The following is a 19,187-nucleotide window of genomic DNA, read 5'->3' as shown; positions in this document are numbered from 1 at the left end:
GTTCAATGGCGGATAAATATGGGCGATACGGATTAATCATACTGAAAAATATAAAAAAGCCGATTAGGCAATGGCTAACCGGCCTGATGCAAAGCATCGCTTTCACGCAATTGTGCGTTTACTGACTCACGATAAAGTCGGGTAGTCGGTATAGCCTTTTGCTCCACCACCATAGAACGTGTCGCCGTCTGGTGTATTCAGTGGCGCTTGTTGTTGCAGGCGTTCGACCAGATCTGGGTTGGCAATATAGCTGCGGCCAAAGGCAACCGCATCAATAAAGCCTTTTTCAATCAGGGTTTCGGCTTTTTCGGCCGTATAGGCACCGGCTCCGACGATAATGCCATTGAAGCGCGCCCGTACGGCATCGCGGAAAGCGTCGGTGTAAGGTTTTCCACCCGCCCAATCTGGCTCAGAGATATGTAAATAAGCAATTTTACGTTTGTTGAGTTCATCAATCAGATACAGCGCCGCATCTTCCTGATCTTCACCGTTATCCAGGCCATTGAATGGGCCAAGTGGTGAAATACGGATACCAATGTGTTCCGCGCCCCATTCTGCGGCGGTCGCATCAACCACTTCCAACGTCAGGCGAGTGCGGTTTTCAATGCTACCGCCGTAAGCATCGGTGCGCTGGTTGGATGCCGGAGACATGAATTGGTGTAATAAATAGCCGTGTGCCGCATGGATTTCAATGAAATCAAAACCGGCTTCGCGGGCATTGGCCGTCGCGTTCCTAAAATCATCAACAATCGCTGGGATTTCCTGTAATTCCAGCGCGCGTGGTGTAGAGCAAGGAACACGAACCCAATCACCATTTTCATCACGAATGGTGGTGCGGGTGTCGGCGGCAATGGCCGAAGGGGCTACCGGAGCCTGTTGGTTTGGCTGCAAACTATGGTGAGAAATACGACCGACATGCCAAAGTTGTACGGCGATATGTCCTTGTTTTTCATGTACCGCTTGAGTGATTTTTTTCCATCCTTCCAACTGTTCCTGAGTGTGTAAACCCGGAGCACCGGCGTAGCCTTTGGCCTGAAAAGAAACCTGCGTCGCTTCGGTGATGATCAAACCGGCGCTGGCGCGCTGGGCATAATATTCGGCCATTAATGGTGTAGGAATATCTCCTGGCTCAATGCTGCGTAAGCGAGTCAGAGGAGCCATAAATACGCGGTTAGGTAGCGTAAATGCACCGACTTTCAGGGGAGAGAACAATTTTGCTGTCTTCATGGTAATTCCTGTATTAATAGACCAGTCGTCTAGTGTTTGTATAAACCGCTAACCGCCTAATGGCATGGTCAGCCGTTATGAAATTAACTCGCTGGGGGTAATAATAATTCGATACTTTCTAACGCGCAGGTCAGTGGCGCGAGAGAACGTTTAACTTTGGCTCGCACTGATGCGCCCAACCACAAGGCATACAGCGTTTCCGCCGTGGCGTCTGGCGATAAAATCGTCCGTAACGATTTTTCTGCAATACCCTGTTCAATCGCATTCTGTAACCGACGAATGACCCGCGCTGTACCGGTATCCAGCGCATGACGCATGGGTTCGGACAGGTCGCTGACCTCCGCTGATAGCTTCACTGCCAAGCAAGAATTATGGCATTCACTGTTACAATAGTTGCTAATCGCCTGCGCATAGTAACTCAACAAATGATGACGCTGATCCCCTTGAGGATTCGAGAACAGATTGTGCATTTGCGCATCGTAGCGATCAAAATAGCGTTGCAACATGGCTTCGCCAAAGGCCTCTTTCGATTTAAAGTAATGATAAAAAGAGCCTTTTGGTACTCCTGCGCTAGTGAGTAGCAAGCTTAATCCCATCCCGTTAAATCCCAGACGTAAGCTTAGGTGCTCGCCGGTGGCTAACAGATGTTCTCGAGTATCAGTATGAGTATGCAATATCTTATTCATGCCAAGAAGCGTAATAGACCGATCGGTCTAGGTCAAGAGCAAAGGTGGTAAATAAATCAGTTAATACTCCATTTTTGTCTTAAATAGATATCGTTAACTGACTAAACTCTTGAACGGATTCAGCCCGTTAGCCGTTATTACGGCAACGTTGCAGTATATCCAGCGTCGGCTGATATTCTTTGGTTTGAATATTCATCATTCCCAAAATTGAGTGGAATAGGTTGTCTTGAGATACCTCGGCATTTTGCGCAATCTCATTTAGACAACCGCGATTCACCGCGAAATTCTTCTCATATTCAGCAGACATCCACAGTAACATCGGAACATGGGTTTGTTGGCTGGGTGCAAATACGTAAGGGGTGCCGTGCAGATAGATGCCATTTTCCCCCAGCGATTCGCCGTGGTCGGAGAGATAGACCAGCGCCGTATTAAATTTTTCACGGTGCTGTTGTAGAATTTTGATGGTGTTATCCAGCATAGCATCGGTGTACAGCAGCGAATTATCGTAGGTATTGACCAATTCTTGTGGGCTGCAATCCTGAATCTGGTTGCTGTCACAGGTTGGCGTGAATTGGCGTAATTCAGCGTTGGTTCGGCGGTAATAAGCCGGGCCGTGACTGCCCATTTGGTGTAAGACAATGACGCCATCGCCTTTCAGCCCATTGATATAGTTATCCAGATTATGCAGCAGGGCGTTATCCATACAAACATCGCCAGCGCAATAATCAGTCAGATTCAGTTGCGTCACGTCTTGATGCGGAATCCGATCACAGGCACCTTTACAGCCGCCGTCATTTTCCCGCCACAAAACATTAACGCCAGCGTGAGCGATGATATCCATCAGGCCTTCCTGATGACTGGCCTGCGTGGCGTCATAGTCTTTGCGCGACATATTGGAGAACATGCAAGGCACGGAAATAGCGGTTTCGGTGCCGCACGATGAGGCATTTTTAAAATAAATCACTTTGTCTTGTTTCAGGCGCGGGTTGGTTTCCCGGGCGTAGCCGCCAAGAGAAAAATTTTCTGCCCGCGCCGTTTCGCCCACGACCAATACCACCAGCGTTTTTTTCTGCTGTGCCAATATTAGCGGGCCTTTTTGTGCATCCTCACCAATACGGATCAGCGGTAGATTACTGGTGAAGTATTTGTGTTTGGTATATTGAATCACGCCACTAACATAGTTGGAGGGCGTCAGCATTTTTACCATGCTTTTGTTGTTGCGAATCAGCGAAGCGTAATCTTTGTAGAATAATGCCGCGACCAGCAAAATAATCAGAATAGACAGCAGGATATTGCTCACGCGCAGTCCCAGCATATACCACCAGGGTTTGGTGGTTTGAATTCGTACCAAGCCTATTCCGATGGCTGGCACTATGCCCAACATCAATAACCACCAGAACATCCGTGGCGTCAGTAATGCACTGGCTTCCTGTGCATTGGTTTCAAAGGCATTTTGCATCATGTTGCCATCGATCACTACGCCATAGCTGAACATAAAGTAGTTGGCCGCCGCGCTACCCAATAGCAAAGTGATAATAATCGGTTTGCGTAAGTAGGGGATCACCAATACGCTGAAAATGATATTTAACGCGCAGAACACCACCAGCGGAACTGTGGCGGCAAAAAGATAGCTATCCAGACTGTCAAAAACGATCAGTGACCAAGCTTTGTATATGAACAGAGCGTTTTGGAATAGGGTGAAAAACAGCGCGCAGCTAAGGATAAAAGTCATTGCGTTACACTGTAACTTAAATCGTCCATTCATTGCTAAGGTGAACCTATTAATCATTGATGAACGCCAAGCTACAGCAATAAACTTAAGATAACCTTAGCGTTTGGCAAGGTGAATTCACTGGATTGAATCAGCAGGATACGGCGCGTTACAGTATCTGCGCGATTATTTTCATCGTCACGGCACTTGCCAGCCGCCGTTAAGCCGTCTTCAATGAAAGGGTAGATTGAGGAGATTGTGTGGCTCAGCAACTGGAGTTTTTTGACATCCCCAGCCCATGCCGCGGTATCTGTCAGGCAGATGACCGTGGTTTTTGTCGTGGTTGTTTTCGTAGCCGAGAAGAACGCTTTGGCTGGATGCAAATGACAGATAGGCAAAAACACGATGTACTGCGGTTGTGCCGCCAGCGTTTATTGCGTCAACTGCGCGCCAATAAAAAACCGGAAGAGCCTTTGCCAGAGCAACCCTCACTGTTTTGATTCTCACCGGTTGAGCGTGATTAACGGCCATTTTCTTGCATCAGGATGATTTAACCTTGCCGCTGCTTGTGTATGCTGAAGGCCACTCAATATATAAGGTGGTCAGAATGCATACACGTAGTCAATTAGCCCCGCAAGGCCCTGAGTTTTCCCGTATGATTTGCGGTTACTGGCGTTTGATGGAATGGAATATGACGCCCACCCAGTTACAAGGTTTTATCCAACAACACCTGGACATGGGCATCACTACCGCCGATCACGCGGATATCTACGGCGGCTATCAATGTGAACAGGCATTTGGCCAGGCGATGCGTCTGCAACCGTCGCTGCGGCAAAAAATGGAAATTGTCAGCAAGTGCGGTATTGCTACCACGGCTAAAGCAGAGCATGTGCTCGGTCATTACAATACCGGGCGCGATCACATTGTGCATAGCACAGAACAATCGCTGATTAATCTGCATACTGATTATCTGGATCTATTGCTGATTCACCGTCCGGACCCTTTGATGGAGGCTGATGAGGTTGCTGAAGCCTTCATCCAATTACATCAAAGTGGCAAAGTGAAGCATTTTGGCGTGTCCAACTTCACTCCCGCTCAGTTCAGCCTGCTGCAATCCCGTTTGCCATTTTTACTGGTGACTAATCAGGTGGAGATTTCACCGTTACATCAGTCCGCTATTTTGGATGGCACTCTGGATATGTGCCAGCAACAGCGGATCAAACCCATGGCCTGGTCTTGCCTAGGGGGCGGTCGCTTATTTAACGATCCAGAATTTCAGCCGTTACGTGATGAATTACAGATTATAGCCGAAGAAATTGGCGCAGATAATATTGAACAGGTGGTTTATGCCTGGGTAATGCGCCTACCGTCTTCACCGCTACCAATTATGGGCTCTGGCAAAATCGAACGGGTGGCCTCTGCCTGGAAATCGGTGTCACTAACGCTCAATCGCCAGCAGTGGTTCCGCATTCGCCGCGCCGCCTTGGGTTATGACGTGCCTTGATATCGACCCGTCTTCAATGGAATGCACCCCAAAAATTGGATAATCAATCGAGTAAGGTGCCGTTCAGGAGGATCGGGTTTATGGCGTACCGGATAAATTATTATGGGTATTGATATTCTGATGATATAGAGCGCGGTCAATCGGCTCTATTTCCCTCTGAAGAGGTATATTTCGAATATATAAAATAATATTTGCCCGATTACCTTCCCTGATATGTCGTGATTGCGTTTCTTCGAAATAAGCCATCATGTAAAAAGCATGAGTATTAACCAAAATCACTGATGCTGTTCTTGTTGTGCCGTAATTATCCACATCAGTTTGTTAATGGGTTATCTCTCTATCGGTCGGCGCATAAATACGGTTTTTACTTTGGTTCCTGTTAGCCTGCTCTAGATTAACCAATGTATTTTGCACGTTGGCTTTTATCGCTTGAGTGGGTAAATTAACCCTATTCAGGTCTTCCCCTGATAGGTTATTTTTCGGTAAATGATAGCGCTATTCAGCTTCACTATGGGTCTTGTAAAAATCGGCATACGCCTTATCGTGCGTGACCTGAGCATTATCCTGCGCCGGTTGAAAAGGCTCTGGGATGAGAGAAAATAATAGGCCATCCGCTGTCATTGATTGATTGTCGTATATCGTAATTTGAATCAGACGGATAGTGACTTCCGGTGTAATGCTAACTCATTAGCCACGCACTTTATCGTCTGGTGTCGAGAGGAGGGCATATAATCATTCCATATCCGCCGATCGGCAAAGAGCACAATAGTAAAAACGTTGACGGTAGAAAAATATTCCATCGATTGATATTTCATCTCAATTTACCCAGGGCTCAAAATCTACAAAGAAATGCTGACAGCAATGACAAAAATAGACAAATCCATTAACATTGGATGGCAGATCTCGTCAGAGTAGATCCAATTCCGTAGTAAATGATGGATCAATAGCCAAATATCATATCTAGCATAGCCGCCTTGAACATGGGCGGGGAATTGATCGAGGCACCCAGAATCCGGTCGGTTGACGGTAACGAAGTCGTTAATGATGTTACTCGCATAGGGTTAATCCTTTTGGGTTAAAGTTAACTAATTCTAAAGGATTTCTGGTAATTATTGCTATTAACCCGCTATCGGCGGTATATATACATTTGTATTTTTAATGTTAATTACCCAAAATAGACTGGACTCTGGGAGTTATGCTAGCACGCTAATTAAAAGGAGGGGCAATTGGAATCGACATTAGGATCTGATTTAGCACGATTAGTTCGCGTTTGGCGCGCTTTAATCGACCATCGATTAAAACCGTTGGAACTGACCCAAACACATTGGGTTACGCTCCATAACATTAGTCGGTTACCACCGGAGCAATCGCAGATTCAACTGGCAAAAGCGATTGGTATCGAGCAGCCATCATTGGTTCGTACGTTAGACCAACTTGAGGATAAGGGATTAATCACACGGCATACTTGTGCTAATGACCGCCGCGCTAAGCGGATAAAATTAACCAATGAGTCGTGTCCTATTATCAAAGAAGTTGATGACGTCATTAAAGCAACCCGAAAGGAAATCTTGGGGGGTATCTCAGAGGAGGAGATTATTTTGTTATCAGGTTTGATCGGTAAACTTGAACAGAATATTATTCAATTACAAAGTAAGTAAAAATAATAAAGTTCTATTATCTATTCACAGCAAAAGAAAACAAACCGAGGCTCGTCGTGTGAGCCTCGGTTTTTTTACGTCCGCAACTTAAATTAACGTGGGCTGACGGTGACGGTGCTACCGCTGCTGGCCAGCATGACGCGCTGACCAACACTGAAGCGGGTTGGGCCTTGTTTCTGAACCACCAAGATAGTGGTGCCATCGTCTTTACGGACTTCCAATTGCACGCCATCGGTACGATTCATTGCGCCCTGAACGCTCTGACCGGCAACGCCACCGGCGACTGCACCCGCTGCGGTTGCCAGGCTGCGGCCGCTGCCACCACCGACGGTATTCCCCAGGAATCCACCCAGAACGGCACCACCAATAGCACCCATTACGTTGGATTCATCACCGCCTTGAATAGTCACTGGACGCACAGAAACCAGAGTACCGTAAGTCACAGTCTGCACTTGCTTGGCTTGTGACGCGCTGAAAACATCACCTGACAGCGTGCTGTTGTTGGCACAGCCTGTCAATGTAACCGCCGCGATAGCAATGACGAGTAAAGGCTTGATCATAAAAACTCCTATTTAAAGTGCAAAACCGTTAAACGGTTCACGATACCCAACACAGCCAAATTTTAATAAATGGTTATGAGCATAACTAAAAGTATGGCTGACTCCGACAGTTATTCAACACGCTTCGGTAAGTTAGAGGGCAGCCTAACGTGTTTTTGTTCAACCAATATTAAACGGTGGTTTAAGTTTCTAAAAGAACCCATTGGTAAAAGAAAGTAATATCCATTTTTCTGTGATCGGTCTGGCAAAACTCAGGGAGTAAACAAGAACTGAACCGGTCGCAAGATACAATTGAAAAAGTACATCTTTTCATGGTGTTAATTCTAGTATTCTGGTGTAGTCACTGCATTGTTTTTTTCTATTGCACTCCCCGGAGGGAGATAAGGTTATCGCTATGAAATCAGGCCGTTTTATTGGAGTGATGTCGGGTACCAGTCTGGATGGGATCGATGTGGTTCTGGCTGCGATTAATGAACGGATAGTGGCGCAGCAGGCCTCGTTCAGTTATCCGATACCTTTGCAGTTAAAAAAAGATATTCTCGGCATGTGCCAAGGCCAAACAACCACGTTGTCTGCCGTTGGCAAACTGGATGCGCAATTAGGCACGTTATTCGCCGAAGCGGTCTTGGGTTTGATGAAGAAAACCGGCATCTCTGCTGAGGATGTGACGGCCATCGGTTGCCACGGCCAAACGGTATGGCATGAACCGCAGGGCGAACCGGGTTTTACTATGCAACTGGGTGATAACAACCGTATCGCGGCTATGACGAATATCACCACGGTGGGTGATTTCCGTCGCCGGGATATGGCCTACGGCGGGCAAGGTGCGCCGTTGGTTCCGGCATTTCATCAGGCGTTATTGGCTCACGCCACCGAGCGTCGTATGGTGCTGAATATTGGTGGTATCGCCAATTTGTCCATGTTGATTCCCGATGCACCAGTGAGAGGTTTTGACACCGGCCCCGGTAATATGCTGATGGATGCCTGGATCTGGCGTCATTGCTCGTTGCCCTATGATCGTGATGCCGCATGGGCGTTAACCGGCAAGGTAAATAAACCGTTGCTGCGGCAGATGCTCTCTGATGGCTACTTTGCTTTGCCCGCGCCGAAAAGCACCGGGCGCGAATATTTCAACGCCGGTTGGCTGGAACAGCAGCTAAAAGGTTTACCGCCGATTGCACCGCAGGATGTGCAGGCGACATTGGCGGAGTTGACTGCCGTGTCCATCGCCGAACAGGTACAGTTGGCGGGGGGTTGTGAGCGTTTGTTAGTGTGTGGCGGTGGGGCACGTAACCCGCTGTTGATGGCTCGCATGTCTGCCATGTTGCCGGGAACCGAAGTTTCGACCACCGACAGTTTTGGCGTCAGTGGCGACGATATGGAAGCCTTAGCCTTTGCCTGGCTGGCATTCCGCACGCTCTCCGGCCTGCCGGGGAATCTGCCATCGGTCACCGGAGCCTGTTGTGAGACGGTTTTGGGCGCAGTTTATCCCGTCTCGCCGCAGTGAGGGTGGTATGCTGTCAGAAAATCCGATAACCGGGAAAAGACGATGAAATCGGTGATGACTGCGGTTGCCGCTGTTAAAAAGGCTAAACCGGAGTCATTGAGATCCTGAGGCCGCAAAGGCACAATAATAACCCATAGAGTTTCAGCGCGTTACAGAGTGTATATGACTGAAAATAATGAATTTGATGTTGCAGATTTACGACGAGAATATACCCGCGGGGGGCTGCGCCGCCAAGATCTGACGGTCAATCCGCTGGATTTGTTCGAACGCTGGTTAAAACAAGCCTGTGAAGCCCGACTTGCCGATCCGACAGCCATGTGTGTCGCCACCGTTGATGCTGATGGCCAACCCTTCCAACGCATTGTGTTGTTGAAACATTTTGATGATGAAGGCATGGTGTTCTATACCAATCTTGGTAGCCGTAAAGCACAACAGTTAGCAGAAAATCCCCGGATCAGCCTATTGTTCCCTTGGCATATGCTGGATCGTCAGGTGATATTCCTGGGTCAAGCTGAACGTCTTTCTACTTTTGAGGTGCTCAAGTATTTCAATAGTCGACCGAAAGATAGCCAAATTGGTGCCTGGGTTTCCCAGCAATCCTCTCGTATATCCGCGCGCGGCATTCTGGAAAGCAAGTTTCTAGAGCTCAAACAAAAATTCCAACAGGGCGAAGTGCCGCTGCCGAGTTTTTGGGGGGGATTCCGTGTACGTTTCGATTCGGTTGAGTTTTGGCAGGGCGGTGAACATCGTTTGCATGACCGCTTTATTTATCAGCGTGAAGCTAATGCGTGGAAAATTGACCGTTTAGCGCCGTGATATCAATGAAATATTGAGGTTAAACCTAGCGCTCGTGCGGCGGGCGCTTTATTCTATACCTTTCCTTGAAGGCATCCGCAAGGGTGTCGCTTAGCGCGCAGGCATTAAGCCGCATAAACGTCAGCATTTCGCAACTGGGGTGTTTCCGTTTAACGTTAACCAGATAAATAGATTGTACAAGACAATGGAGTCGTTAATGACTAGCAGCAACCTGATTAAACAATTGCAAGAGCGGGGCCTCGTTGCCCAGGTTACGGATGAAGACGCGTTAGCAGAGAGACTGGCGCAAGGGCCAATTTCACTGTATTGCGGTTTCGATCCTACCGCAGACAGCTTGCATTTGGGTCATTTGGTTCCGTTGCTGTGCCTGAAACGTTTTCAGTTACAGGGTCACCGTCCGGTCGCGCTGGTGGGCGGCGCAACCGGGTTGATCGGCGATCCGAGCTTCAAAGCCACTGAGCGGAAACTGAATACCGCTGATACGGTCAATGAGTGGGTGGAAAAAATCCGCCATCAGGTTTCACCTTTCCTCGATTTTGACTGCAGAAATAACAGTGCCATTACCGCCAACAACTACGATTGGTTTGGCAACATGAATGTGCTGACATTCCTACGTGATATTGGTAAGCACTTCTCCGTTAATCAAATGATCAACAAAGAAGCGGTGAAGCAGCGTCTGAATCGTGATGACAGCGGGATTTCCTTCACTGAATTTTCATACAACCTATTGCAGGGTTATGATTTCGCCTGTCTGAATAAAGAGCACGGCGTTGAGTTGCAAATCGGTGGTTCCGATCAGTGGGGCAACATTACCTCGGGTATCGATCTGACCCGTCGTTTACACCAGCAGCAAGTGTTTGGTCTGACCGTTCCGCTGATCACCAAGGCTGACGGTACCAAATTCGGTAAAACCGAAGGTGGAGCCGTATGGTTGGATCCGAAAAAAACCAGCCCGTACAAGTTCTATCAGTTCTGGATTAATACCGCCGACGCCGATGTGTATCGCTTCCTGAAATTCTTCACCTTTATGAGTCTGGAAGATATCAACGCGCTGGAAGAAGAAGACCAGAACAGCGGTAAAGCACCACGTGCGCAGTATGTCTTGGCGGAAAAAGTTACCGGTATGGTACATGGTGAGGCGGGTTTGGCTGCGGCCAAACGTATTACCGATAGCCTGTTTTCCGGCCATTTGCACGAGATGACTGAAACCGATTTTGCCCAATTGGCACAAGATGGTATGCCTACCATTGAGTTAACCCGCGATGCTGATTTACAACAGGCGCTGGTCAATGCCGAGTTGGCTCCATCGCGTGGTCAGGCGCGCAAACTGATAGCTTCTAATGCAGTCACCATCAACGGTGAAAAACAGGCTGATCCGGAATATAGCTTTACCGATGCGGATCGCCTGTTTGGTCGCTTTAGTCTATTGCGTCGGGGTAAAAAACATTATTGCCTGGTCAGTTGGATCTAAAACGGTGTATTAAATAAGGGACATTAGGTCCCTTATTTAATGGTCAAGATAAACTGCGAATAACCTACGCAGTGATGATGGTGTTACTGAAAGGGCTGAGCAGCCCCTAACTTTTAGGCCGTAGCGATGAAAAATATTCTTTCCATTCAGTCCCACGTTGTTTTTGGTCACGCAGGCAATAGCGCTGCAGAATTTCCGATGCGTCGTATGGGCGTCAATGTTTGGCCGCTGAATACCGTTCAGTTTTCCAATCACACGCAATATGGCCATTGGACGGGTTGCGTTATGCCAGCCAGTCATCTTACCGAGATTGTGCAAGGGATCGCTGATATTGACCGTCTGAAAGACTGCGATGCGGTGCTGAGTGGCTATATTGGCTCACCCGAGCAGGGTGGGCATATTCTTGCTGCGGTAAAACGTGTGAAAGAAGCCAATCCTGACGCTTGGTATTTCTGCGATCCGGTGATGGGACATCCGGAAAAAGGCTGCATTGTCGCACCGGGTGTGGCGGAATTTTTCTGCCAACAGGCATTACCAGCCAGCGATATTATCGCGCCAAATTTGCTGGAGCTGGAAGAACTGGGTGGAACTCGGGTCGAGACGGTTGAGCAAGCGGTAACTGTGGCGCGTGAGTTGTGTGCCAAAGGGCCGAAAGTGGTCTTGGTGAAGCATTTAAGCCGCGCCGGTTATCATGCTGATTGTTTTGAGATGTTACTGGTTACCGCTGAAGATGCTTGGCATATCAGCCGTCCGTTAGTTGATTTTGGTGCACGCCAACCGGTTGGTGTGGGTGATTTGACCAGCGGTCTGTTATTAGTGAATTTGCTGAAGGGCAAGGCGTTGGATAAAGCGCTAGAACATGTGACGGCGGCGGTGTATGAAGTGATGCTGGCAACCCAGCGTATGGGCGAGTATGAACTGCAAGTGGTTGCTGCGCAGGACAAGATCGTCAATCCGACCTGTCATTTCACCGCAGTAAAACTGTAATACTCTTTTCCCGGCAATCGCGACAGTGGCCGATTGCCGGGCAGTCTTCAGTCAGAATATTTATTTCAAACCTTCCGCAACCAATGCGCCATCTACCGCAGGACGCGCCGCAACTCGATTTATGTAGGCCGTCAGGTTTTTATATTGTGGTAGATCGAACTGCATGGCTTTGGCCCAACCAAGAATAGTAAACAGATAGGCATCGGCTACGCTGAATTTGTCACCTAGCAGGAAGTGTTGTTGGCTTAACACACCATCGACATACATAAATTGCTGGTCTAAACGTTCACGGGCGATGATTTTATATTCGTCGGGAGTTTTCGGGTTGAATAATGGGCTGAACCCTTTATGTAACTCGGTGGCAATATAGTTCAACCATTCAATAGCGTGATAACGTGCCAGTGTACCGGCGGGGGCAATCAGATTACGGGATGGAACCTGGTCTGCCAAATATTGCACAATGGCTACGCCTTCAGTTAACAGGCTACCATCATCCAGCACCAATGCTGGAACCTGGCCTTTCGGATTGATGGCTAAGAAGTCATCGCCGTGTTCAGTTTTCTTTGTCGCCAAATCAACGCGTTCAACGCTGAAATCCAATCCGGTTTCACGTAGAACGATATGAGGTGAAAGGGAACAGGCGCCGGGCTTATAAAACAGTTTCATCAACGGACTCCTTAACAGTGCTAGAGGGAGACTAACGGAATTTATCCTGAGTCATACTAGGACAGTTGTGAAGGAAAATCAGCATCTTTTGCGGTGGGAATTATAATGTTCCGATAATCATGGTCATGATAATAGTTATAGTAGCGGAGGATATCCTCCGCTGCCTGATAAATGCGCCCAATCCGTAACAACCTGATCGGGAGATAAATTTAACGTGGTGGACGGCTGCTGATTGAAGAAGACCAGCTAAAAGTGGTAGTGCTCGGAGCGGTTTTTTTGGTTTTTTTCTCAGGGCGGTTGGCTTTTGCCACCAGCGCGCGGGCTTGCATGATTTTTTCGATGGCTTCGTCTTTAATTTTGTTCTGTTCTGAATTGGTTAACGCGCGACCCATGTTGATTCTGGCTCTGTCTAATTGGGTTTTAACATCGCGTTGTTCACTTGCGGTCATTTCTTTCACGGTCAGCTTTTTCATTTTCGTCGCCTTATTTTCATTTTCTCAATTAGTGTACAACCTTATTCATCAGGGCGATGTAAGAGATTGCGATCTCATCGACATTAATCTCAATCAAAGGCTGCTAATAGCCAAATAATGGTTGAATTTGTCGTTCAGCGCGCAAACTGAATCAGTGCAGAACCAGTCATGAACGATTACCGTAGATTTTGCTCGGGCAATAATTCACTCGTTGGATGGCTCGCTGGTTCGGGGCAAGAGGTCGATAATTCATTCAATCCTTGATGATCGTGGGTAAAAGTTATCTTGGGCGCACCATCACCCCGGGTGATCTTCAGAATGTAGATACTGTCAAAATCGTCATTTTCCCAATGAGGTATCTGCGAGAGATCGCCATTAAAGGTGGTCATCAATGTCCGCGCTATATTTATTATTTCGCGGTGCGCCCAGGAAATCAGTATCTTGGCATTGGCATATCTTTCACTGCTCAGGCGATGAATAAACCATTCGGTTTCAGACTGACCAAAGCGGGTGTTAATGGGCATATTGAAATGAATGGCGGTCGGTTCAATGGTCGCCAGTGGGCGGAGGTAATAGTAATAATTACCTAAGTCGGCTTTTTTTCGGGTGGGATTCGGGGCGAAAATAACGTCAGGTTTGCCAAATTTTTCTTTAATCACGCTGGGCAATGCCAGAGAACGATTTAAGCCCTGACAGTTTATTTGTCCAAAACCTTCGGCTGATTTTTCTGCGTGGCGGATAAATATCAGTGTTTGCTCACTACATTCCTCCCCTGGAGGACTCAGGCTCATGGCGGGGGATATCCAGCACAACGTGGCGGTAGAAAGTAGCAAAATAACAAATGAACGATGGCTAATCATAGCGGTAAGCTCCCTATTTCAGTGACATACAAGATGAAATAGAGATACACCGCGCCCCGTAGAATATCTACGGAGAACGGTGTTGAGGTAAGGGTTTTAAGGATTGATTAGCTAAACCAGATACCGTAGCCCCAAAGTACCACGGTCAGACCCAGTAACAACTCTAGCACCAATACGCCGATGGCCAGTGTGGAGCTGGAGAAGATAAAGCCTTCACTACGCTCGATATTCAGGAAAGTTGGAATACCGATATACATCAGATAAGCGGCGTAACAAAGACCGATGATACCGGCGAGTAGGCAAAGCCACAGTAGGGGATAGACCGCAACAATGCCGCTGAGAAACATCGGTGTTGCCGCATAGCCAGCAAACAAGGTACAACTTTGCCAGCTAGGGCGACTATCATAACGGCGCGCCATCCAGTGAATCACTTGCCCCATTAATGCCACGGCACCGAGAATCAGTAGATAGAAAATGATGGCGGAAAACAGCGCAGTCATGGGCGACAGCTTGACCGCCAGCCCCTCACTGAACGTCCAGCCAATGCGTGTGGTGCCAATATAGGCGCAAATCACCGGAATGGCTGCCATCAACAGCACGTGGTGGGAGTAAAAATGAGTCATACTCTCACTTTCACTTTTGATTTGTTTCATTTCCTGGCTGGGATGAACCAGAAGTCCCCAAACATGATTGACCATGAGATATCTCCTTGCCCGTCAATGACCGTCCGTTACGGACGGGTTAAACCGCGCTACCCTATCTTTCAACCAAACTGCTCATTCTGCGGTCATGATCACAGTATAGAGTATTCTTTCTGCACCGGCGTTTTCGCCAGAGCGACAGAAAAGATATTGACGATAATCGGTAGTGAATAAGCGATGTTATGCTTATTTTTGAGCGTATTTCTTTGCTGATTTAAGTTCTGCTTTGCATGATTTTCAGTATCTTGCCGAAGCTAATGGTTTTTTTCCCCACTTTCCGCATCCCTTTTTCGGGTAAATAACTGAACTTAACATATAACACCTGCCCACTTTCTTTCTGTTTACGGTCTAACTTATGTAAAGACTGATACAGTGCTTTAAGATCATCGGGGATACCGGCCGCATCGGTAATGAGGGTGCCAAAGGGTAAAAATTTCTGTGTCTGTTCTACCGTTGAGATTAACAAATAATTGAGCGGGAATAAGCCAGTAAAACGTTCTTTTGCCACGTATTTGGTGATTCCCATATAGATATCGGGTAGTTCGGTAATATGATTTTCGATGCCACTGGTTTCGTTATTCAATAGAAACTCAGTGATTTCGACCGAAGTGCCAATCAGTACGAGGGGTTTGGTTCCAGCACATTTCTCGGAAAAAACATATTCATTATTAGAATCTTTAATTGCTTTCTGTAACTCGCCGCGATCGACAATCAGACTATAATATTGACCCGCCTTAACCTCAGGAATAGGTTCTCGCCATAGATCAATTGTGGCTGAGGGCGCTTCAGTCATGCCGAGCAGAAGTAGTAAAGAGAACATGATTTTTTTCATTATTCATCCATCTCCATATGGTGCGTTATTAATGGCAGTTATGCTGATATATCCTTATTGACTCTTGGCATTTCTTATGGGCGAAATAATCACCTGAGTTTTTATCTGATTTTTAAATTAATATAATAAATATATAACTAAATAATATTTGCCTGGGAAATCATCCGAAGTTAATACGTTATATGAAAATAATCTGACCGGGTCATTAATGCAAGAAGTTGATTTTGTCGTTCAGCGCTACGGAGTGAAACCCGTTCTTCTAGCCACGGCGGTAATAATAATCACTTTAAAATCAGCATAAAACTGATAGGCGGCTATAGTTTAGCTTTAGCCTTGCACCGCAGAGTTGAGCCTGAAGTATAGAAATAGGCATAAAATTGTTTTATATGGGCCAAATGGGGATATCTTATCTCTATGGCACACTTAAATTAAGGATATTGCCGTATGGAGTTCAAAGACTACTATGCCACGATGGAGGTAGAACCAACGGCCTCCCAGAAAGAAATCAAAACGGCCTACCGTCGGCTGGCGCGTAAGTACCATCCTGATGTCAGTACCGAACCCGATGCCGAAAGCAAATTCAAGGAAGTTGCCGAGGCTTACGAAGTATTAAAAGACACTGAACGGCGCGACGAATACGACCAACTAAGATTACATCGCAATGATCCGAACTTTGGTCAACGCCGTGCAGCTTATGATGATAGCGGCGGCCAGTCGTGGAGCAGTACCGGTGGCGATGCCCACGACTTTTCTGATTTCTTCGAATCCTTTTTTGCACGCCGCGGCAACGCTACGCACCATTCATCTTATCAATCATCTCACGGTGTGCGTGGCCAGGATTTAGAGATGGAGATGCCGATCTTTTTAGAAGAAACGCTGACCGAACAAACGCGCTCGATTTCCTACAAAATACCGACTTACGATGACGTCGGGCGTCCGGTTGCAGAAACCAGCAAAACCCTGAAAGTGAAAATTCCCGCAGGCGTGGGAGATGGCGAACGTATTCGTTTGAAAGGGCAAGGCGCTCCGGGGATGGCTGGTGGTGCTAACGGCGATTTGTACCTGATTATTCGTATTGCCCCACATCCGTTATTTGATATTGATGGCCACAATTTGCAAATCGTGGTGCCGGTGGCACCGTGGGAAGCGGCGTTAGGCGCTAGCATTGAGATGCCAACGCTGACGGGTAAAATCACTTTGACTCTTCCACCAGGCAGCCAAAGTGGTCAGAAGTTGCGCATTAAAGGTAAGGGGTTGGTCGGCAAAAAAGGCACTGGAGATTTGTATGCCATCCTTAAAGTCGTGATGCCGCCGAAACCTGATGAGAAAGCCGGTGCGCTGTGGCGACAACTGTCCGAGCAGACCGCCTTTAATCCGCGAACGGGATGGGAGTAATGGTGTATGACTGAAATAGAAATGACCTACAGCGTCACTGAATTGTGTCAGACCACGGGCATTTTGCAGGATGAGTTAATTGAAGTGGTTGGGCTAGGGGTGATCGCGCCGTTAGAACCCTCTAATACATTATGGGTGTTTGATGCTGATGCTTTGCGTGATCTGCAACGTGCCTGGCGGCTGCGTAATGAACTGGATCTGGATTGGTCCGGTGTCGCGATGACATTGACGCTACTTGAGCAGGTTCAGCAGTTAAAAAAAGAGAATGAACAGTTGCGTTGCCGGCTTGAACGCTTCTTACACCTATCGTGACTTTGGCGGTGATATCGGCGAGGCATTGGTTTGTCAGGCTGGATGAACAGTCAAAAAAGCGTTGTAATTTTCATTATTATCAAGCTGTTATCATCATTAGACAATAGGATGATCACCATCGGCTATCAGCGTTTAATCGTAAAACCAAAGGCACCGGTCAGGTTGGTGCCTTTGGTGATTAACGATAAACTTTAGGTTTGATTTAAGCTGTCGTTACCGGGGGGATGTCTTGTTTATTGCTACCTAGATCCAATGTCATGCGGTGCAGTTTGGGTGCCGTCAGCATCATCAGAATGGCGATGATGGCGGTGACGATACCGATTTGCATAAACACATGGCTATAGATAGCCAGTGAAGCATGGGCATCATTGAGATCGCTAGGTACCGCAGTCAAGGCGGCTACTTTACCGGCAATCAGTGCTGCAGCGGCGGTGGTCAGGAACCATGAACCCATGATAAAGCCCATCAGACGCTGAGGAACCAATTGCGCCACCATGGCCAGACCCAGACCGGAAATCATCAATTCACCGATACTTTGCAGCGCGTAGCTCAAGATCAACCAGTTGACTGACACAATGCCGTGTTCATTGGCGAAACTTGCGCCCCACGGCAGAACCAGGAAAGCGGCGGAACACAGAATCATACCGAAAGCGAACTTATGCGGCATTGGTAGCTTGTCGCCCATCTTGTTATAGATTGCGGCCAGAATCGGGCTGGCAACCATAATCCAGAATGGGTTCAATGCCTGATACTGTTCTGGCTCGAATGCCAGACCAAAGATGCTGTGTTCAACATTATGAATCGCGAAGAAGTTCAGTGAGGTAGGCATCTGGCTATACAGCACGAAGAACACTACGGCTTCTAGCATTAACAGAAAAGCCACGATCATCTTGCGACGGGCAGTACCGTGCAGAGAGAAGGTTTCTTTGGCAAAGATAAAGATGATACCAGCAGAGACCAGCGCCAGTGCCCAGCGAGCAACAATCTGGTTATGCAACAGCCAGGTAGACAGGGTGACCAGCAACACGACACCGACCAAGACCATCAGCAACTTTTTAAACTGAAGCGGAGCAAAATCAGGTTTGGAACCTTGGTTTTTCACCCACTTACGGCAGAACCAGAAGTTGACCAGTGTGATCAACATACCCACTACACTCAGGGAGAATGCGACGCTCCAACCGTATTTTGCTGCCAGCCACGGTGTTGCCAACATAGAGAAGAATGAACCGATGTTGACGGACATATAGTACATGGTAAATGCACCGTCCAAACGTGGGTCATCTTTATTGTAGCAAGTCGACAGCAGGGATGATGGATTGGCTTTAAATAGACCGTTACCGACTGCAATGGTCGCCATACCAATATATACCCAGGTAATATCGTGCCCTGAATAAGCCACCATGGTGTAACCCACAGCCAGCGTCAGCGCACCCAAGACGATCACACGTTTTGCGCCGAGTACTTTATCTCCCAACCAGCCGCCGATGGCAACAAAGCCATAAACCAATGCGCTGAATGATGAGAACAAGGTGATAGAATCGGCTTCGCTCATCCCGAGCATTTTTACCAGATAAACGGCCATGATCCCTTGCAGGCCGTAGTAACCGAAACGTTCCCAAAGTTCGATAGAGAAGATCAGGTAAAACGCTTTCGGTTGTTTGAAAGCATTCATACTGATGCTTTCAGGTTCGTTGCTGTTGTTGTTTGCAGTTGTCACAGGGACCTCTAATTTTTACTACCGGCCATGAAATGACAGGAAATGGCAAAATGTGATGTGCGGAACGACATCCTTTTGCGTTGTTATAAGATGAATGGCGGCGG

General features: G+C 47.5%; 20 protein-coding genes and 1 pseudogene. 9 read left to right on the top strand and 12 right to left on the bottom strand.

Features of this window, described 5'->3' with window-relative positions; all coding sequences use genetic code 11:
* Positions 1 to 126: 126 nt before the first annotated feature.
* The 3 genes from nemA to eptA all read right to left on the bottom strand — a co-directional run bounded on the left by nemA (position 127) and on the right by eptA (position 3,678).
* Positions 127 to 1,227 (bottom strand): alkene reductase, encoded by a 1,101-nt coding sequence (gene nemA / locus DJ39_RS11915; protein WP_004717625.1) that lies wholly within the window; start codon positions 1,225 to 1,227, stop codon positions 127 to 129.
* An 83-nt stretch (positions 1,228 to 1,310) separates the two neighbouring features.
* On the bottom strand, positions 1,311 to 1,913 hold the full coding sequence (locus tag DJ39_RS11910; RefSeq protein WP_004717623.1) for a TetR/AcrR family transcriptional regulator: 603 nt from the start codon (positions 1,911 to 1,913) through the stop codon (positions 1,311 to 1,313).
* Positions 1,914 to 2,040: 127 nt separating this feature from the next.
* Entirely contained in the window at positions 2,041 to 3,678 is a 1,638-nt protein-coding gene (gene eptA / locus DJ39_RS11905; protein WP_038251397.1) for a phosphoethanolamine transferase EptA, read from the bottom strand.
* Positions 3,679 to 3,884: 206 nt separating this feature from the next.
* Between eptA and DJ39_RS11900 the strand changes: the two genes are divergently transcribed.
* Together DJ39_RS11900 and DJ39_RS11895 are read left to right on the top strand one after the other, a co-directional pair.
* Complete coding sequence (locus DJ39_RS11900; RefSeq protein WP_004717619.1) at positions 3,885 to 4,124, top strand: DUF1289 domain-containing protein; 240 nt, start codon at positions 3,885 to 3,887, stop codon at positions 4,122 to 4,124.
* A gap of 107 nt (positions 4,125 to 4,231) precedes the next feature.
* A complete protein-coding gene (locus tag DJ39_RS11895; RefSeq protein WP_038251395.1) occupies positions 4,232 to 5,128 on the top strand; it encodes an aldo/keto reductase in 897 nt (298 codons plus the stop codon).
* A 78-nt stretch (positions 5,129 to 5,206) separates the two neighbouring features.
* On the opposite strand, the gene DJ39_RS18520 is transcribed toward DJ39_RS11895, so the two are convergent.
* Together DJ39_RS18520 and DJ39_RS17965 are read right to left on the bottom strand one after the other, a co-directional pair.
* Positions 5,207 to 5,374, bottom strand: coding sequence for a hypothetical protein (locus DJ39_RS18520; RefSeq protein ID WP_464825948.1), 168 nt, complete (start codon positions 5,372 to 5,374; stop codon positions 5,207 to 5,209).
* A gap of 593 nt (positions 5,375 to 5,967) precedes the next feature.
* Positions 5,968 to 6,185 (bottom strand): annotated as a pseudogene (locus DJ39_RS17965) (DUF1656 domain-containing protein).
* A gap of 169 nt (positions 6,186 to 6,354) precedes the next feature.
* Between DJ39_RS17965 and slyA the strand changes: the two are divergent.
* Positions 6,355 to 6,786 carry a transcriptional regulator SlyA gene (gene slyA / locus DJ39_RS11890; protein ID WP_038242656.1) on the top strand — a complete coding sequence of 144 codons (432 nt, stop codon included), beginning with the start codon at positions 6,355 to 6,357 and terminating at the stop codon, positions 6,784 to 6,786.
* A 92-nt stretch (positions 6,787 to 6,878) separates the two neighbouring features.
* On the opposite strand, the gene DJ39_RS11885 is transcribed toward slyA, so the two are convergent.
* Positions 6,879 to 7,346, bottom strand: coding sequence for an outer membrane lipoprotein (locus DJ39_RS11885; protein ID WP_004717609.1), 468 nt, complete (start codon positions 7,344 to 7,346; stop codon positions 6,879 to 6,881).
* 394 nt (positions 7,347 to 7,740) lie between these two features.
* Here DJ39_RS11885 and anmK point away from each other — a divergent pair, with 394 nt between their 5' ends.
* The 4 genes from anmK to pdxY all read left to right on the top strand — a co-directional run bounded on the left by anmK (position 7,741) and on the right by pdxY (position 12,127).
* Positions 7,741 to 8,853 (top strand): anhydro-N-acetylmuramic acid kinase, encoded by a 1,113-nt coding sequence (gene anmK / locus DJ39_RS11880; RefSeq protein WP_004717607.1) that lies wholly within the window; start codon positions 7,741 to 7,743, stop codon positions 8,851 to 8,853.
* A 162-nt stretch (positions 8,854 to 9,015) separates the two neighbouring features.
* Positions 9,016 to 9,669 (top strand): pyridoxamine 5'-phosphate oxidase, encoded by a 654-nt coding sequence (gene pdxH, locus DJ39_RS11875; RefSeq protein ID WP_004717604.1) that lies wholly within the window; start codon positions 9,016 to 9,018, stop codon positions 9,667 to 9,669.
* Between the two features lie 196 nt (positions 9,670 to 9,865).
* The gene (gene tyrS, locus DJ39_RS11870; RefSeq protein ID WP_038251393.1) at positions 9,866 to 11,140 is read left to right on the top strand and encodes a tyrosine--tRNA ligase; all 1,275 of its coding nucleotides are present in this window, start codon (positions 9,866 to 9,868) and stop codon (positions 11,138 to 11,140) included.
* A 126-nt stretch (positions 11,141 to 11,266) separates the two neighbouring features.
* Positions 11,267 to 12,127, top strand: coding sequence for a pyridoxal kinase PdxY (gene pdxY, locus DJ39_RS11865; protein WP_004717601.1), 861 nt, complete (start codon positions 11,267 to 11,269; stop codon positions 12,125 to 12,127).
* Between the two features lie 60 nt (positions 12,128 to 12,187).
* Here pdxY and gstA read toward each other — a convergent pair whose 3' ends face one another.
* The 5 genes from gstA to DJ39_RS11840 form a co-directional block, all read right to left on the bottom strand.
* Positions 12,188 to 12,793 (bottom strand): glutathione transferase GstA, encoded by a 606-nt coding sequence (gene gstA / locus DJ39_RS11860; protein ID WP_004717599.1) that lies wholly within the window; start codon positions 12,791 to 12,793, stop codon positions 12,188 to 12,190.
* Between the two features lie 209 nt (positions 12,794 to 13,002).
* Positions 13,003 to 13,266 (bottom strand): DUF3811 domain-containing protein, encoded by a 264-nt coding sequence (gene yjbD, locus DJ39_RS11855; RefSeq protein ID WP_004717598.1) that lies wholly within the window; start codon positions 13,264 to 13,266, stop codon positions 13,003 to 13,005.
* A gap of 176 nt (positions 13,267 to 13,442) precedes the next feature.
* A complete protein-coding gene (locus DJ39_RS11850; protein WP_004717595.1) occupies positions 13,443 to 14,126 on the bottom strand; it encodes a hypothetical protein in 684 nt (227 codons plus the stop codon).
* Positions 14,127 to 14,233: 107 nt separating this feature from the next.
* Positions 14,234 to 14,824: a Yip1 family protein gene (locus tag DJ39_RS11845; protein ID WP_004717593.1), complete on the bottom strand. Its 591-nt coding sequence runs from the start codon at positions 14,822 to 14,824 to the stop codon at positions 14,234 to 14,236.
* 217 nt (positions 14,825 to 15,041) lie between these two features.
* On the bottom strand, positions 15,042 to 15,659 hold the full coding sequence (locus DJ39_RS11840) for a hypothetical protein (protein ID WP_004717591.1): 618 nt from the start codon (positions 15,657 to 15,659) through the stop codon (positions 15,042 to 15,044).
* A gap of 444 nt (positions 15,660 to 16,103) precedes the next feature.
* On the opposite strand from DJ39_RS11840, the gene cbpA reads away from it, so the two are divergent.
* Together cbpA and cbpM are read left to right on the top strand one after the other, a co-directional pair.
* A complete protein-coding gene (gene cbpA / locus DJ39_RS11835; RefSeq protein WP_004717587.1) occupies positions 16,104 to 17,054 on the top strand; it encodes a curved DNA-binding protein in 951 nt (316 codons plus the stop codon).
* Between the two features lie 6 nt (positions 17,055 to 17,060).
* Positions 17,061 to 17,366 (top strand): chaperone modulator CbpM, encoded by a 306-nt coding sequence (gene cbpM, locus DJ39_RS11830; RefSeq protein ID WP_004717585.1) that lies wholly within the window; start codon positions 17,061 to 17,063, stop codon positions 17,364 to 17,366.
* Positions 17,367 to 17,568: 202 nt separating this feature from the next.
* Here the strand turns inward: cbpM and dtpA are convergent, their stop codons facing one another.
* On the bottom strand, positions 17,569 to 19,083 hold the full coding sequence (gene dtpA, locus DJ39_RS11825) for a dipeptide/tripeptide permease DtpA (RefSeq protein WP_004717581.1): 1,515 nt from the start codon (positions 19,081 to 19,083) through the stop codon (positions 17,569 to 17,571).
* Between the last annotated feature and the right edge of the window lie 104 nt (positions 19,084 to 19,187).

Origin of the sequence: Yersinia ruckeri ATCC 29473 (assembly GCF_000754815.1) — a bacterium.
Classification (GTDB): Bacteria; Pseudomonadota; Gammaproteobacteria; order Enterobacterales; family Enterobacteriaceae; genus Yersinia; species Yersinia ruckeri.
The sequence above is the reverse complement of the archived record's forward strand: the minus strand, read 5'-3'. Positions and strand labels throughout refer to the sequence as shown.